This is a genomic window from Sulfitobacter sp. KMM 9851, from assembly GCF_057178245.1.
Map to the genome: position 1 here is coordinate 1558780 of NZ_CM169991.1, position 15297 is coordinate 1574076.

At 61.2% G+C, this 15297-nt stretch carries 15 protein-coding genes and 1 pseudogene; 5 read left to right on the forward strand and 11 right to left on the reverse strand.

Features of this window, described 5'->3' with window-relative positions; genetic code table 11:
• Nucleotides 1-3: 3 nt before the first annotated feature.
• The 3 genes and pseudogenes from AC1965_RS07630 to lptF form a co-directional block, all read right to left on the reverse strand.
• Nucleotides 4-2151: an LPS-assembly protein LptD gene (locus AC1965_RS07630; RefSeq protein ID WP_483886686.1), complete on the reverse strand. Its 2148-nt coding sequence runs from the start codon at nucleotides 2149-2151 to the stop codon at nucleotides 4-6.
• Nucleotides 2151-3248, reverse strand: coding sequence for an LPS export ABC transporter permease LptG (gene lptG / locus AC1965_RS07635; RefSeq protein WP_483887004.1), 1098 nt, complete (start codon nucleotides 3246-3248; stop codon nucleotides 2151-2153). The genes AC1965_RS07630 and lptG overlap by 1 nt, the downstream gene beginning before the upstream one ends.
• 111 nt (nucleotides 3249-3359) lie before the next feature.
• A pseudogene (lptF, locus tag AC1965_RS07640) lies at nucleotides 3360-4352 on the reverse strand (LPS export ABC transporter permease LptF); the annotation flags it as partial.
• A gap of 153 nt (nucleotides 4353-4505) precedes the next feature.
• Between lptF and AC1965_RS07645 the strand changes: the two are divergent.
• Together AC1965_RS07645 and AC1965_RS07650 are read left to right on the forward strand one after the other, a co-directional pair.
• A complete protein-coding gene (locus AC1965_RS07645) occupies nucleotides 4506-5978 on the forward strand; it encodes a leucyl aminopeptidase (protein ID WP_483886687.1) in 1473 nt (490 codons plus the stop codon).
• Between the two features lie 6 nt (nucleotides 5979-5984).
• Nucleotides 5985-6443: a DNA polymerase III subunit chi gene (locus AC1965_RS07650; RefSeq protein ID WP_483886688.1), complete on the forward strand. Its 459-nt coding sequence runs from the start codon at nucleotides 5985-5987 to the stop codon at nucleotides 6441-6443.
• A gap of 113 nt (nucleotides 6444-6556) precedes the next feature.
• Here AC1965_RS07650 and AC1965_RS07655 read toward each other — a convergent pair whose 3' ends face one another.
• From AC1965_RS07655 to AC1965_RS07665, 3 genes are all read right to left on the reverse strand, one after another.
• A complete protein-coding gene (locus AC1965_RS07655; protein WP_483886689.1) occupies nucleotides 6557-7138 on the reverse strand; it encodes a retropepsin-like aspartic protease family protein in 582 nt (193 codons plus the stop codon).
• A gap of 51 nt (nucleotides 7139-7189) precedes the next feature.
• On the reverse strand, nucleotides 7190-7822 hold the full coding sequence (locus AC1965_RS07660) for a MarC family protein (RefSeq protein WP_483886690.1): 633 nt from the start codon (nucleotides 7820-7822) through the stop codon (nucleotides 7190-7192).
• A 79-nt stretch (nucleotides 7823-7901) separates the two neighbouring features.
• Nucleotides 7902-9761 (reverse strand): ABC-F family ATP-binding cassette domain-containing protein, encoded by a 1860-nt coding sequence (locus tag AC1965_RS07665; RefSeq protein WP_483886691.1) that lies wholly within the window; start codon nucleotides 9759-9761, stop codon nucleotides 7902-7904.
• A gap of 106 nt (nucleotides 9762-9867) precedes the next feature.
• Between AC1965_RS07665 and ndk the strand changes: the two genes are divergently transcribed.
• The gene (gene ndk, locus AC1965_RS07670) at nucleotides 9868-10290 is read left to right on the forward strand and encodes a nucleoside-diphosphate kinase (protein WP_483886692.1); all 423 of its coding nucleotides are present in this window, start codon (nucleotides 9868-9870) and stop codon (nucleotides 10288-10290) included.
• A 54-nt stretch (nucleotides 10291-10344) separates the two neighbouring features.
• Here ndk and AC1965_RS07675 read toward each other — a convergent pair whose 3' ends face one another.
• The 4 genes from AC1965_RS07675 to AC1965_RS07690 all read right to left on the reverse strand — a co-directional run bounded on the left by AC1965_RS07675 (nucleotide 10345) and on the right by AC1965_RS07690 (nucleotide 12396).
• The gene (locus AC1965_RS07675; protein WP_483886693.1) at nucleotides 10345-10767 is read right to left on the reverse strand and encodes a DUF4112 domain-containing protein; all 423 of its coding nucleotides are present in this window, start codon (nucleotides 10765-10767) and stop codon (nucleotides 10345-10347) included.
• 59 nt (nucleotides 10768-10826) lie between these two features.
• Nucleotides 10827-11153, reverse strand: coding sequence for a TfoX/Sxy family DNA transformation protein (locus tag AC1965_RS07680; RefSeq protein ID WP_483886694.1), 327 nt, complete (start codon nucleotides 11151-11153; stop codon nucleotides 10827-10829).
• A 50-nt stretch (nucleotides 11154-11203) separates the two neighbouring features.
• The gene (locus AC1965_RS07685) at nucleotides 11204-11332 is read right to left on the reverse strand and encodes a hypothetical protein (protein ID WP_483886695.1); all 129 of its coding nucleotides are present in this window, start codon (nucleotides 11330-11332) and stop codon (nucleotides 11204-11206) included.
• Nucleotides 11333-11484: 152 nt separating this feature from the next.
• Nucleotides 11485-12396, reverse strand: coding sequence for an MBL fold metallo-hydrolase (locus AC1965_RS07690; RefSeq protein ID WP_483886696.1), 912 nt, complete (start codon nucleotides 12394-12396; stop codon nucleotides 11485-11487).
• Nucleotides 12397-12440: 44 nt separating this feature from the next.
• Between AC1965_RS07690 and AC1965_RS07695 the strand changes: the two genes are divergently transcribed.
• Nucleotides 12441-13763, forward strand: a complete 1323-nt coding sequence (locus AC1965_RS07695; RefSeq protein ID WP_483886697.1) for an ATP-binding protein — start codon at nucleotides 12441-12443, stop codon at nucleotides 13761-13763.
• A gap of 102 nt (nucleotides 13764-13865) precedes the next feature.
• The gene (locus AC1965_RS07700; RefSeq protein WP_483886698.1) at nucleotides 13866-14315 is read left to right on the forward strand and encodes a DUF4442 domain-containing protein; all 450 of its coding nucleotides are present in this window, start codon (nucleotides 13866-13868) and stop codon (nucleotides 14313-14315) included.
• Between the two features lie 20 nt (nucleotides 14316-14335).
• Here AC1965_RS07700 and AC1965_RS07705 read toward each other — a convergent pair whose 3' ends face one another.
• Nucleotides 14336-15271, reverse strand: a complete 936-nt coding sequence (locus AC1965_RS07705; RefSeq protein WP_483886699.1) for a glycosyltransferase family 2 protein — start codon at nucleotides 15269-15271, stop codon at nucleotides 14336-14338.
• Nucleotides 15272-15297 lie beyond the last annotated feature (26 nt).

Below are 15297 nucleotides of genomic sequence, written 5' to 3' on the forward strand. Positions count from 1 at the left end.
TGGTTACTTCCGACATGAGCGCACGTATCTTTCTGTTCCGTTGGATGCGGCAAAGCCCCGCAGGCCGATGTTAAAGCCGATATTGGTTGAGGGCTCAACACTTGTTGAAGAGGAATAGCGCCGCCGGACCGAAAGGTCGACCGTCACACATTCATTATTATAGGCCAGACCCAGCCCCGCAGTGGCGGCACGGTCGTCCGCCACGTCGAAACGCCAGTCGGCACTGGCCTGCCATTGGCTGTTGATGTCGTAGCTGCCGTCAAAAGTAATCTCCGAGACCGCCTGTGTGCGTTCTTCGGCGGGATCAACGCCAAGCCAGACATAGCTCCCGCCGATCTGCCCGCGCTTGAAATCCCAAAGGCCGCGAAATTCGGCCTTGGACACCTGGAAATCTTCGTTGATCAGTCCGCGCCCGATGAGCGCCAGACCGTTGTCCGATTTTACCTGTGCCGCGACGAGGAAATCAGACTGCGTGCCGGTCAGGCCGGATGTGGTGGTAAAGGCAGGATCTGCCTGGCCGCGCAGCACCTGTCCCAGGGTTAGATAGGTATCCCACCCGCCCGGATTGATCCGTGCCCAGTTGACCCCAAGGGCAACCACGGCATTGCGTTCTCGCCGGTCGGGGCGGGGAAAGCGGCTGAGCGCCAACAGGTTGCCTTCGTCAAATTCGACGCGGGTGCTTTCCTCATTGGGGATGTTCAGACGGTTGCCGCCCATCCAGCCCAACTGCACCACCGGCTCCAGCGTCTGTACGATATTGCCCGATCGCCGGACCATGGGATAGCGCAGCGCCAGCGCCGCGTTTGGCACCGCATCGGCGTGGTTTTGATCGAACGTGCTGTCTTGGGTGATGTTGAAGACGCTAAAGTTCAAACCGGCGCGCAGATCGGTCACCAAGCCGCTGCCAAAGGTCAGACGGTGCAGCCATTCGACCTGTCCATTTATCCGCGCCACATCGCGACCATCGACCAGCAGGTCCGCGTCCGGCCCGTCGACGCCCAAATCGGAATTTCGGCGGTGGGCATGGGCCTGAAGCCCCAGCCGAAATTCGCCGACAAGCCCGTCGGGAAAATAGCGCCGCTCATATTCGCCATCCAGCACAAGGGTGGGCAGGTTGTCGTTGATATCGCCGTCGCGCAGGGATTCGTAGTTGATCATGCTGGCGCGCACATATTGATCGCGGCGCGCGCGGCTGACTGTCAATTCACTGGTCAGCCGGTCCTCGCCGGAATAGCCGTATTCGGTCAGATAGGCACGGTCGCCGGTCGTTTCGATTTCAAAATGCAGCTTGTAGTCACGTCTGAGATCAAAATCACCGTTGCCAAAAAGGTAGCCGCGCAATTCGCCGGGGCGCTGGTCGTCGCTGGAGATGGCGGCGTCAAATTGGATGCGCCCGGTGCGAAACGCCTGCCGATAGCGCAGCTCCAGCGTGCGGGTTGCGCTCGACAGATAGGGGGTGAGCGTCAGATCGCGGTGATCGCCGATCTTGATAAAATAGGGTAGTTTGAACCCGGTGCCGAGCTGCGAGGTGCTGCGGATCGCCGGTGTCAGAAAGCCGGTGGCGCGGTCCAATGTCGGATCAGGCAGGCGCAGGCGCGGAATATAGAAGACCGGCACGTTCTTGATCAGGAACTTGGCTTCGTCGAAATATAGCTGCTGTTCTTGCTGGTCGTGCACCACGCGTTTGGCACGAATTTGCCACAGCGGCGCTTCGCCGTCCTCGCAGACTTTGCACGAGGTCACCGCAGTTTTGTAAAGCTGGCTATAGCGCCCCTCGACGCGGTTGATCTGGACCGCGGCCAATTGCAATTGTTGATCAAGGATCAGGCGGGCCCCGGTCAGCAGGCCCGATTGCAGATCGGCGTCCAGCGCGGCGGCATCGGCCAGAATGGTTGTTGCGTCGCCTTCGGACAGCACAATCGGTCCGGTGATGCTGAGCGAGCCTGTGGCCTGATCATAGCGGATTTCTGCCGCGCGCAGGCGGGTGTCGCCCTGAAATGCCTCGACATTGCCACGTGCCACCAGCACCCGGTCACGGGTGATGAACAGGTTATCGGCCACCAGTATGGCGGGCTTTGCCGGTTGATCCTGTGCCGTAAGCGCGCCGGGGCAAAATAGTGCCAGCGCAAGTGCAAAGCCAAACCCGCGCATCAGCCATCCTCCGCATGGAGCAGCAGGCCAAGGGCGAGCAGAATCGCCGCAAGCGGTGGCGCCCAAGCGGCCAGCGCCACGGGGATCTGCCCGTTCTCGCCCAAAATCTGTGCAAAACTGCGAATGAAATACAAACCAAACCCCAGCAGGACCGAGGCCAAGACCGCCACGCCTGTCCCTCCGAAACGGGTATGGCGCATGGTGAATGCGCTCGCAACCAGAACCATCGCGACCAGAAAGAACGGCCGCGCCAGTTCGGTTTGCAGCCATACCTTGTGGCGGCGCGGGCTGAAGCCGGCCTGTTCGAGCTGGCGGATGAACTCGGGCAGGTCGTAGATCGACACGGCTGCGGGTTTGCCGATGCTTTCGCGGATACGCTCCAGCGTCAGGGAGGACGGGATTTCCAGGGTCTCGTGGACCTCGGCGTTGCCTTCGGCGTTGACACCAGCCTTGAGCGGCCAGGATTTGGCATTGCGCAGCGACCAGACCCCGTCGAGCAGTGCGGCAGATGCGGCTTCGATGCGGCGCACCGGGCCGGTGCCGGGGTCGTAGCTGATGATCGTGACATCATAGAGCACCGAGGCGTCGGCATTGGACCGCCAGGCGCGGATCACCGACTGCCCTTCAGCATTGCCTTGCCGCAGCCACAGGCCTTCGTCGCTGATCGACAGGGCGGCACGGCCCCCGGCGCGGTAGGTTTCAGACAGTTGCAGATAGCGTTTGCCACTGGCCGCGACGATGGGGTTCAACATGCCCACGGCCATCACGCCGATGGCCAGCGCCACCACGACGGGGGCAATCAATGCGCGCAACGCAGATCGCCCGGCAGCGCGCGTCACCACCAGCTCTGACGAGCGTGCAAGTGCCAAAAACAGCGCCACTGTCGCGAGGATCATGATCAGTGGCAGGATCAGGTTGATGGTCTGCGGCATGTTGAGCAGGGTCAGGCCCAGAATCTTTTGCCAGCCGATGTCGAAACTGGCAAAGCGTCGCGCCTGATCGACACCGTCCACCAAGAGCACCAGCGCCGTTAGCACCATGGTGATCACCGCAAAGGCGATGGCAAAGCGCCGCGCGAAGTAGAAATGCAGGATCATGCGTGCGTCCCCCCGGCGCATGCGCCGCAGCCAACCGGGATGTGCGGCCTGCCATAGCATTGCCAGCACCAGCACGGCCCCGACAAGAGATGGCAGATAAATCAGCGGCCAAAGCGTCGCATCCGCCCGCACCTGCGCCACGAGCGTGCCGCGCATCCCGTCGATGGCGATCAGCAGTGCAAAGGCCAGCAGCGCCTCGCGCCAGACGCCAAAGCGCGAATACCCCCCCAGCAGCAGCGTTGCAAAACCTACCAGCGCCGCGATGATACAGAACAGCGGCTGGGCAAACCGTGCATGCAGCTCTTCTGCGACCACGCCGGGGCTGTCGCCTGTCAGGGCCGCGACATCGGTCCAATTTGCGATCAGCGCGGGGGTCGTCATGTTTTCGACCGTCAGATATTCATCCGCCTGTTTGGTGACGAGCGATGAGATATCAAAGGAAAAATCCCGAAATTTGGCGGTGGCGAGGCGGTTGTCCTGCGCATTAAGCCGCTGTGCCATCCCGTCGACCATGATCAGCGTGGTCGCATCGCCATTGCGCAGCAGATAGGCCTCGGCGGCGGTGTAGATCACGCCTTCTTTGGCGTTGCGCCGGTCCGACAGGAATACATCGCGCAGCACGCCGTCGGCACCAATGGCGCGGGTATAGAATGTGACCTGATTGCCCGGATGCAGGAATGTGCCCTCGGTCAACAGGCGCGCCGTGACATTCTGTGAAATCTCGGCTTGGCGTTGTTGCAACTGGCCTTGGGCCATAGGCACCAGAAAGTGGCTGAGCACTGTCATCATCGCCGCCACGCACAGGCCAAACACCACCACAGGCCGTACCAGACGCCAAGGGCTGGTGCCGGTGGCCTGTAACACCGTCATCTCGGATTCGCCTGACATCCTGTTGGTGACGTAGACCGCCGCCGAAAAGGCCGCAATCGGCAACACCGTGGTGATCAGTTTTGGCAGGCCCAATGTCGTGAATTCCAGAAACACCATCGCCGACTGGCCGTCGCCGATCAGCCGGTCAAACAGCACCACCGCCCGGTTGATCCAAAACAGCGCAACCAAGACGAGGGCGAAAAAGCCAAACAACACAAGGAACTGCGACAGCATGTAGCGGTCTATTCTGGCCACTGCGTTCCCCCAATGTGCTCTGACGGCGTTTCGGGCGATGTTAAAGCAATTTTGCGCCCGGGAAAACTGCTATCTGGTCATGCTCGCCACAGCAGGCTAGGTCTGGTCGAAATCACAAAATGAGGTATCCGCATGACCGATCTGACCCCAATCACATTTGCCGCCGTCGATATTGACCAAATTGCGGGCCACGCGGGCCGCGTGGTGGTTTTTCTCGATCCCGCAGGGCGGATGGACACCGGGGCGCGTCGGGTCAACAAATTGATGCGCGGTGCATTGGCGCGGTTGGCCAGTAGCGACCGATTTGGCGATCTCAAACCCGGCGATGCGATCAGCATGGCCTATCCGTCGGGCATGGCGGCCGAGGCCGTGGATGTTGTGCGCCTGCCGCGCCGCGCCGATGTCGCGACGGCCCGCAAGGCAGGTGCCGCGTTGGCCAAGGTGCGCGGGCAGGCGGATATGCTGCTGCTGGCCGCCGGACTGCGCCGTGTGGGACAAGTGGCTTATGGTTTGGCCATGCGTGACTATGGGTTTCAAGATCACAAGACAGCGGCCAAACCCCGCAAGGGCGCCGTCACAGTCATGTGCGCCAAACCGGACGAGGCCACCGCCGCCGCCGCCCCATTGCTGGCAATTGCCGAAGGCGCGTTTATGACGCGCGATCTGACCAATATGCCTGCCAACGTGCTGACCACCACCGCCTTTGCCGACCGTCTGCGCGAGATGGAAACCTTGGGGCTAAAGGTTGAAGTTCTGGATGAAGAAGATCTCGCAAGCCTAGGAATGAGAACGCTTCTGTCCGTTGGCCAAGGGTCGGATAGCCCGTCGAAAGTAGTGGTTATGCGTTGGGAAGGCGGCGCCAAGGACGCAGCCCCGCTGGCGTTGGTGGGCAAAGGCGTCGTTTTCGATACCGGGGGCATCAGCCTTAAGCCAGGCCTTGGCATGGAAGACATGACGATGGACATGGGCGGTGCCGGCGTGGTGGCCGGTGTCATGCGGTCCTTGGCACTGCGCGGCGCGCGCGCGAATGTGGTGGGGCTGGTTGGCATCGTGGAAAACATGCCTTCGGGCAACGCGACGCGGCCCGGTGATGTCATCACCACGATGAAGGGTGATACGGTTGAGGTGATCAACACAGATGCCGAGGGGCGTTTGGTGCTCTGTGACGTGATGTGGTACGCACAGGACCGGTTCAAACCCGCCGCGATGATCGATCTGGCGACCTTGACTGGCGCGATCATCATCGGGTTGGGCCATGAAAACGCCGGTGTATTCTCCAACGACGACGCTTTGTGCGACGCCTTCCTCAAGGCCGCACAGGCCGAAGGCGAAGGGGCGTGGCGGATGCCATTGGGGCAGGGCTATGACGATCTGCTCAAAAGCCGCATCGCGGATATGAAGAACATCGGCGGCCGGGCGGCGGGGTCGATCAGTGCAGCGCAGTTCCTCAAGCGGTTCGTCAAAGACGACATGCCGTGGATTCACCTGGACATCGCAGGGGTCGCTTCGGTCAAGTCCGAGACGGCATTGGCCCCGGTGGGTGCGACGGGCTGGGGTGTCGCCGCATTGAACCGGTTGATCTCTGACCGTTTCGAAGAGGCATAAATCGCCATGGGGGCTGCCTATTTCTATCATCTGACGCGCAGGCCTCTGGTCGATACGCTGATGATGTTGCTGGAAAAATCGCTGGAAAACGGCTGGCGGGTGGCGGTACGGGGCACCGATCAGATGGCCCTGACCGCCATCGACCGGGCGCTGTGGCTGCGGCCTGCGGATGGATTTCTGCCGCATGGGATGGCGGGCGGGCCGCAGGACGCGGACCAGCCTGTGCTACTCACGCTGGACGCTGCCGCCGCCAATGACGCCAATTGCGTGATGGCAATCCATGGTGCCGAGGTAACAGCCCAGGAAGTTGCCGCACTTGATCGGGTCTGTATCCTGTTTGACGGCGATGATCCGCCCGCGCTCGACAAGGCGCGGGCGCAGTGGAAAGCCCTCAAAGACGCCGGCGCCTCCGCGCAATATTGGTCAGAAGAAAGCGGCCGCTGGGAGAAAAAAGCGCAAACGTGACCCCGACCTGTTCCTAACTTTTTTGGACCTTAAATACCCTCGGGGGGGGCCGGGGGCCTGGCCCCCCGGATTGCACGTCGCGGGTCGGAAGGCCCTCACACCTGGTCCACCGGTCACCGCGTCAGGATCAATTCACCCTGTGAAATTTCGATCCTACCCCAGCGTTGCAGATACCCCATGCCCAGCAGCGATTGGTCCATCCGACCCTGATTGACCACCGCCGCCACATCGTTGTCGCGCACGCTCCCCAGTTGAACGGTATCGAGCCGTACAAACGCGGTGCGTACCTCGCCATTGGCAGTGCCTGCGCGTCCCAGATATTGCAGCGTGTCGGGTGCAAATCCGGCTCTGGCGGCATCGGCCTGCGATAAAACGATGTCGGTAGCACCGGTGTCGACAACAAAGCGGATAGGCGCATCGTTCACGCGAGCGGTCAGGTAATAATGCCCGTCACGGCTGCGCGGAACGATGATCTGGCCCTGATCCGTGACGCCGATCTGCTGACGCGCGCCGTCGCGGGCGATGTCTTGCCACAGGCCAACGCCGGCCGCGCCCCCGACAAAGATCATTCCCCAGACCGCCGCCTGTTGCAGCGTCTTGTTCCACCGTTCGCGGCCTTGCATGAAAAACCAGCCGGCGACCATGGCCAGCAACACAATCAGGTAAATCAATCGCCCGGTTTCAATCTCTGCCATGGTGTGCCTCGCGTTGCGCTATGGGGCATATAGGCGGGCGGGCGGGTTTTGTCAGCCCGGACCGGGGCCAAAACCAAAGGCAGACAGCCCATCCAGCACGAATTGCACCGACAAGGCGGCCAGCAACATCCCCAGAAGGCGGGTAACAATGTTGATGCCGGTCTTACCCATGACACGTTCCAGCGATCCGCTGACCTGCATCGTCAGGCCCATCACGACCAGCGTCAGGGCGGTGATGACGATAATGGTTATCAGCCCCTCGGCGCCGGGTTTTTCGCCGGTCAGCAGAATGACCGAGGCAATGGCCCCGGGACCGGCAATCAGCGGGATCGCGAGGGGAAAGACTGAAGGGTCTTCGTGGTCATCCTCATCAGCGCGGTCTTCGCGACGTTTGGTACGGCGTTCAAACAACATGTCGAGCGCTGTAATGAACAGCAAGATGCCACCCGCCACCCGAAACGCAGCCATGGATATCCCAATGAACCCCAGCACGGCCTCGCCGAAGGCGGCAAAAATCAGCAACACCAGCCCGGCCACAAACACCGCACGCCATGCAATGCGACGGCGTTGGGCGGTCGACATGCCAGTGGTCAACGCCAAAAACAGCGGTGCTATCGCGATCGGGTCGATCACGACAAACATCGTGACGAGGGCTGTGATCATATAGGCGGTGTCGAGTGTCATCTGCTGTTCCTTGGGGACCAGCCCCCAAACCCCCGCGGTATTTGTCGTCCAAAAAAGCGGGACAGACCACGTATCAGGTTCAGGCGGTGGCCTTTTCCAGTTTTTCCTGTGCGCCGACCCAAAGGCCCTCGGCGCGTTCCAGCGCGTCCATCACTTCGGCGTACTTCTTGTTCCAGACTTCAAGTTCGCCGTTTTTTCCGTCTTCGTAAAGGGCAGGATCAGCCAGCTTGCTTGCAAGCTTGTCGCGCATCTCGTTGATCTTCTCCATGCGCGCCTCTGCCTTGCGGACTTCGCTGCGCAGGGCCAGCACCTCATCGCGGCTGGCGCGTTTGGGTTTTGGAGCCTCTTTCGGCTTGGCGGCCTTGCTTACCGGCTTTTCCGGGGTCAGCAGCATCTTGCGGTAGGCCTCAAGGTCATCCTCGTAGGGTTCGACCGTACCGTTCGATACCAACCAGAGCCGATCTGCCACCATCGACAGCAGGTGCATGTCGTGGCTGACGAGGATCACCGCGCCGGAATAGCGGGTCAGCGCCTCGACCAGCGCTTCGCGCGATTCGATATCAAGGTGGTTGGTCGGTTCATCGAGGATCAGCAGATGCGGCGCATGCAAGGTGGCCAGCAGCAGCGACAAGCGTGCCTTTTGCCCACCGGACAGGCGGCCTACCTCGGTTTCGGCCTGTTCAGGGCCAAGGCCAAAGCCCGCGAGCTGCGCGCGCAGTTTCGATTGCATCACGCCGGGGCGCGCGCTGATCATATGCTGAAGCGGCGTTTCCTCGACGATCAGTTCATCCACCTGATGCTGGGCAAAGAAACCCACGCGCAGCTTGCTGGAGTTGATCTGTTTGCCCGCCATCAGCGGCAAACGATCCGACAGCAGTTTCGCCAGTGTCGATTTGCCCTGACCGTTCTTGCCCAGCAGGGCGATGCGGTCGTCCTGATCAATGCGCAGGTTCAGGCGCGTCAGCACGGGGTTGTCGGCGGTATAGCCGACCGAGCCGTTTTCGATGTTGATGATCGGGGGCGACAGTTCCTCCGGCTCGGGGAAGGTGAAGACCTTGCGCGCCACATCCTCGGGCGCGGTGATCATGTCCATTTTTTCGATCATCTTGAGACGCGATTGCGCCTGTTTCGCCTTGGATGCCTTGGCCTTGAAACGGTCCACGAAGGATTGCATGTGGTCGCGCCGGGCCTGCTGTTTTTTGGCCATGGCCGTCAACAAGGCGCGTTTTTCGGCACGCTGGCGGGCGAATTGGTCGTAGGGACCCTGATAATAGGTCAATTTGCGGTCTTCGAGGTGCAAAATGCCGCCCACCGCGCGGTTCAACAGGCCACGGTCGTGGCTGATGATCAGCACGGTATGGGGGTATTTCGCCAGATAGCTTTCCAGCCAAAGCGCGCCTTCGAGGTCGAGATAGTTGGTCGGTTCATCCAAGAGCAGCAGATCAGGCTGCGCGAACAGCACGGCGGCCAGTGCCACCCGCATCCGCCAACCGCCCGAAAAGGCCGAGCAGGGCATGATCTGTTCGGCGTCATCAAAGCCAAGACCCTTGAGGATTGCCGCGGCGCGCCCTTCGGCAGACCAGGCGTCGATATCGGCCAGACGGGTTTGGATGTCGGCGATGCGATGGGCGTCGGTGGCGGTTTCAGCCTCGACCATCAGTTCGGCGCGTTCGGTATCGGCGGCCAGTACCGTGTCGATCAGTGATGTGGCAGAGGAGGGTACCTCTTGGGCCACGCCGCCAATGCGCGCGCGCGAGGGCATGGAAAACTCGCCACTGTCCAGCGACAGCTCGCCCCGGATGATTTTGAATAGCGTGGTTTTACCCGCGCCGTTGCGCCCGACGATGCCCACTTTGTGGCCTTCGGGGATCACGGCGGAGGCTTCCTCAAACAGAGGGCGGCCTTCGACGGAATAATTGATTTCTGACATGCGTAACATGGGCGCGGTGTGGACCAAGTAACAGGCGGGGTCAATCACGGCTTTTCATGGCCCATGCCCCATGTTAGGGAGCGCCCAAATCAACACCCCCAAAGGAGCAAGCCCAATGGCCCTCGAACGCACTTTTTCGATCATCAAACCCGACGCAACACGTCGCAACCTGACCGGCGCGATCAACAAGAAATTCGAAGACGCAGGTCTGCGCGTCGTCGCGCAAAAGCGTATTCACCTGACAAAAGCCCAAGCCGGTGAGTTCTACAAGGTGCACGCCGAGCGTCCGTTCTATGACGAACTGTGCGAATTCATGGCGTCCGCGCCGATTGTTGCTCAGGTTCTCGAAGGCGAAGGCGCCATCGCGAAGAACCGCGAAGTCATGGGTGCAACGAACCCAGCAGACGCGGCAGCAGGCACCATCCGCGCCGATTTCGCTGAAAGCGTTGGCGAAAACTCCGTTCACGGGTCCGATGCCCCTGAAACGGCTGCGGTTGAAATCGCTTACTTCTTCTCCGGTCTTGAACTGGTTGGCTAAGCCAATCCATCCCGGATTATGACGAACAAAAGGGCTGCCTTAGGGCGGCCCTTTTTAGTTATTGAGGGTAGGGTGGTGCGACGAAAGTTGCCCTTCAACAGTCCGCGTGCTTGGCGCACGGGCCGCCTCGCGCTTGAGGTGGCGTTCCAATAGGTCGACGTTGCGCATCTTGGACTTCCAGCCGATGTCAAAGAGATCACCTACCAGCGGAACCGACCCGATGACGTAGTCTATGCCCGTGTTGACCAGCATCCGACCCAGCAGCGGCTTGGAAGCGCCCATCCTGTGTGATTCTTTCAAGATAATAGCGGAGGGGATCAGTGCCAGCGTGTCGCCTACCACCGGTACGAGCCCCAGAATCGCATCCCAGCCCAGACGGACCCCGACGATGGGTAGACGGTAGGCGCTGTCCATTGTCTGCGCGAGTTTGCGCAGGCGCGCGAGGTCGGCGGCGTGGGGGTGTTCGTCAAACTGCATGCTGTGCCCTGAGATGATGTAAGTTACATCCCAACGCGCGCGCAGCGTTGTGGGTTCCCTTAGCTGTCGCGCACGCCGATGACGTTCATCATGCGCTCGAATTCGGATGTAGCTGGATCGTGGTGCCGTGCCTTGAGCGCGTCAAACGTCACCCGAAGGGCTTTTTTCTCGGCTCCTTTGCAATCGTTCCACGGCCGACCCATCAGGCCCATGACCAACACGTAATACCCAATAAAATGCGGTTTTGTGCCAGCAGCGAGCAGACGTGCATAGGCGGCATCCGCGCCTATCGCGCGCAACGTCTCGGCGTCGGGGATGCCGGCGTTGATGCAGGCGGCCTCGAACGCGGGGCCAAGATTGCGGATGGTGGAAATCGCAGCACTCATACCCCTAAAATACCGGGGCAGGGCGGATTTGTCACGCTGGGATCGCGGCCTTACAGGCTGGCGTAGTCCGTGATCAGCGGTGTTGGTTTTGGTGCCGGTTTGGACGCGGCGATAACGGGTGCGGTCGGCTTTTGCGACGCAGGTTTCTGAGGTTGCGAAGATTTGTCAAGACGGGCCATTTGAAAGCTCCTTGCTGCTCTGAGCGGGCAGATGCAACGCAACTGCCGCAATGCCAAGGGTGGATGACGAATGGGCCGTCAGATGGGCGTAATTGTGCCGATATTGTGACAGGTAAGCGGAGAGGCGCAGCCTTTTTACCGCGCGGGCGCTGTCAGCGCTGTTCGAACCGCGCGTCGGCCCGCAGCGGGCCAATCGGGGCCGCCAGCGATTTGCCGGTCAGATCTACCAAATGTGCCAGAACATTGCGGGTGGCCGCCCCCAGAAGTGCGGCAGGCACATCAGTATAGATCGCGGCGGCCAGGGCGGCAGCATCAGCGGGGCCTTGGGAAAGCTGATCCAGTATCGCAGCCTCGCGGCTTTTGCGATGGGCCACCAGCCAGCCCAGCCGTGCGGCAGGATCGGCTATAGGCCCGCCGTGACCGGGATAGAAAATGCGCCAGCTCCGCGTCGCCAACCGGTCGCAGGAAGTCATGAAATCGGTCAGGTCCCCGTCGGGGGGAGACACCAGCGAGGTGGCCCAGCCCATGACGTGATCGGCCGTCAGGCAGGCGTCGCCAATGGCGAGGCATAGGTGGTTGCCGATATGGCCGGGCGTGTGCAGCGCCTCGACCTGCCAGGTGTCGCCTATCAGTGTCTCACCATCCGCGAGCCTGTGGTCCGGTACAAAATCGGCATCAATGCCTTCGCCCCCCCCCAGCATCCCGGCCTGTGCCAGCTGTTGCATCACCGGCGACCGCCCGGCTGTCGCATCGCCAAAGGCCCAGACCGGCGCGTCACAGCGTTGGGACAGGGCGCGCGCCAGTGGTGAATGGTCCAGATGCGTGTGGGTCACGATGATGTGGCTGATGTGCTGGCCGGGGGTGAGGGCGGCAAGGATCGCCTCAAGATGGGGCGCGCTGTCGGGGCCGGGGTCGACCACGGCGATGTCGCGCGTGCCCAGCAGATAGGTATTGGTGCCGCGATAGGTCATTGGCGACGGGTTCGGGGCCACGATCCGGCGCAGGCCTGTTTCCAGCGTTTCGGCCACCCCGATGGGTGGATTGAAGTTATCGGGTGGCAGCATGGTTTGGCCTTTCGCAGGGGCAGGGGGCTGGCTAAGGTCTAGCCATGATTTTTGTCTGGCTCAAACGATATATGCCGCGGGGGATCTATGGCCGCGCCGCCTTGATCCTGCTGTTGCCGGTGGTGTTTTTGCAGCTTGTCGTCACAGTGATTTTTGCCCAGAGGCATTTCGAAGGCGTGACCAACCAGATGACGGACACGGTGCTGCGCGAATTGTCGTTGGTGATGATTGCCGCAGCCGAGGCCCCGAATGCCGCTGCCGTGCCAGAGGCAGTACAGGCCCGTGCCGCGCCCCTGGATATTGCCGTAATAGCTGCCGTGCCGCCGTTGCCGCAGGTCAATCGCTTGCGGTGGTATGACTATTCCGGTCGGGTGCTGATCGCCCGGTTGACGTCAAAGCTGCCGTTGCTGCGCACCGTTGATCTGAGCGATGGTGATTATGTCGTGCTATACGTCGACAGCCCGAACGGCCCTTTGCAAATTCAGTTCGACAGGCGTCGAATTTCCGCGTCAAACCCGCATCAGTTGTTTGTTTATACTGTATTTTTCGGCGTGCTGTTGTCGCTCATCGCATCCATTTATCTGCGCAACCAATTGCGCCCGATCAAGCGGTTGGCCCGCGCCGCCGAAGCCTTTGGCCGAGGGCGGCACGAGCCCTATACCCCCGCAGGTGCGGTCGAAGTGCGCGCGGCGGGCAATGCCTTTATTGACATGCGTGCCCGGATTGAACGGCAGATTGAACAGCGTACCCTGATGTTGTCAGGCGTCAGCCACGATCTGCGCACGCCCCTGACGCGGATGCGGTTGGGCCTGTCGATGATGGACGACGACGAGGCGGCACCGCTGCGCGATGATGTCGATGATATGCAGCGCATGTTAGACGAATTCCTGAACTTCGCCAAAGGGGCCGCAGAGGGCGAGCCTGAAAAAGTCGACCCACATGATTTCGTCGCCACCATCGTGGCCGATGCGCAGCGCGCCGGGCGGGCCGTTGTCGTGCTGCCGCCAGAAGGCGAAGGCACCGGCACGGTGAAACTGCGCAAGGTGGCGATGCGGCGGGCGGTTGATAACCTGATTTCCAACGCGGTGCGCTATGGCGCGCGCGCCGAGGTCTCGGTGTTGTTGACAGATAAGACGCTGCGCATTCGGGTAGAAGACGATGGCCCCGGTATCCCCGAAGACCGCCGGAACGAGGCAACGCGCCCCTTTGCGCGCCTTGACCCTGCCCGCAATCAAGACAAGGGCGGCGGTGTGGGCCTGGGTTTGGCAATTGCCACCGACATCGCCCGCGCCCACGGCGGGGTGTTGCGGCTGGGCGAATCTGCCCGGATGGGGGGCTTGCGCGCTGACATCGTCATCGCCCGGTGACCCTGCGGCACGATTGTGCCACTGCGGCCCATTTGCCAGACTGGCCGAAACCCCAGACTGGCCGAAACCCCAGACTGGCCGAAACCAATGCGGAGCACACCGATGACGCCTTATGACATGATCAAATCCCATCTCGACACGGCGGTCCCTTTTGCCACCCATGTGGGGGTCAAGCTGTTGGAGGTGGGCGACGGCACGGCGCGCGCTGAACTGGCGCAGCGGCCCGAGACAAGCAATCACATCGACACGCAGCACGCCGGTGCGATGTTCACGCTGGGCGAGGCCGCATCGGGGGCGGCGATGGCTGGCGCGATGGCGCCGGTGATAATGAACATGCGGCCTGTGGCAGCGATGGGCCAGATCGCGTTCAAGCGCATCGCCAAGGGCACGCTTACGGCAAGCGCGCGCACATCGCAGCCAGGCGCGGATTTGCTAACGGCCTTGCACGACAACGGCAAGGTCGCCTTTGACGTGATGGTTGATATTCAGGACGCGGCGGGTGAAACTGTCGTTGAGATGACGATGAATTGGCACGTCAGCGCTTCCCGCTGAAACCGCCGGGGGCAGATGGCTTATCCGACCATCCGCTGCGCGATTTCAACCTCTGCCGAAAAATGATGCGCAAATTGGGCGTGCTGTCCCATATCCATCCCCAGACAGGCCTTGGCGCGTTCAAGCGTCGTCAGTCGCGTGTGGTCAAAGACGAACATCGCGTCATAGATGCGCCGCAGATCATGTTCTGGCGTCGGGGAATTGACCGCCTCCAACAGAATGTCGCGCATTGTCCCGCGATAGCCCCAGGACGACAGCCGCCAATCAAGTTTTGAACGCCAGGCATCGAACCCCTGATCAATGAAATGTAGCAGATAGGCCCCATTCTCGGGCCCCAGAATGACATCGACATGCGCGTCACCCTCGGCAGAGCGCAGATAATGCTGGCGCACCCGATGGGTCGCTAAACCCGTCCGGGTGACCGATTTCCCGATCCAATGACCGCTTAGGCCGCGCCGCTTTTGCATTGCTTCGCTCAGATCGCGGTAAACCGAATTGCAACACCAGCGCGGCATTGCAGTGCGAAACTGGATCGTTCCCGGCCTGTCCGGGCTTTGGATGCGTTCGGCGGGGCGGATCAGGATGGCACTGACCTGATCTGGCTGTGCCGAAACCTCTTGTTTTAGGGTTCGACCTTGAAGATAGGCCAATTCATCGCCGTCGACATTCAGGAACCAACCGACGGGCAGGCCATCATATATATGCTGCATGGCTGCGTTTTGCCGCAGCGTGAAGCGCTTTCTAGGCCGGATGCCGATGCCGAGCCAGAACGCGCGGGTGCAGGGGATGCAACGGACCTTGTCGTGATCCTTGAGCAGGGCAATGGCCGGGTCATCAGGATCGTCAAAGCACAAGACGATCTGATCGACGCCTTGATCAAGGTACCAACTGACAAACCGCAGCGTGACGTCGACCGGTTCTCGCAGAATGGCGCCCACAACTAACAAGGCGCGCACTGCGCCACACGAATGTATGCCTCAAA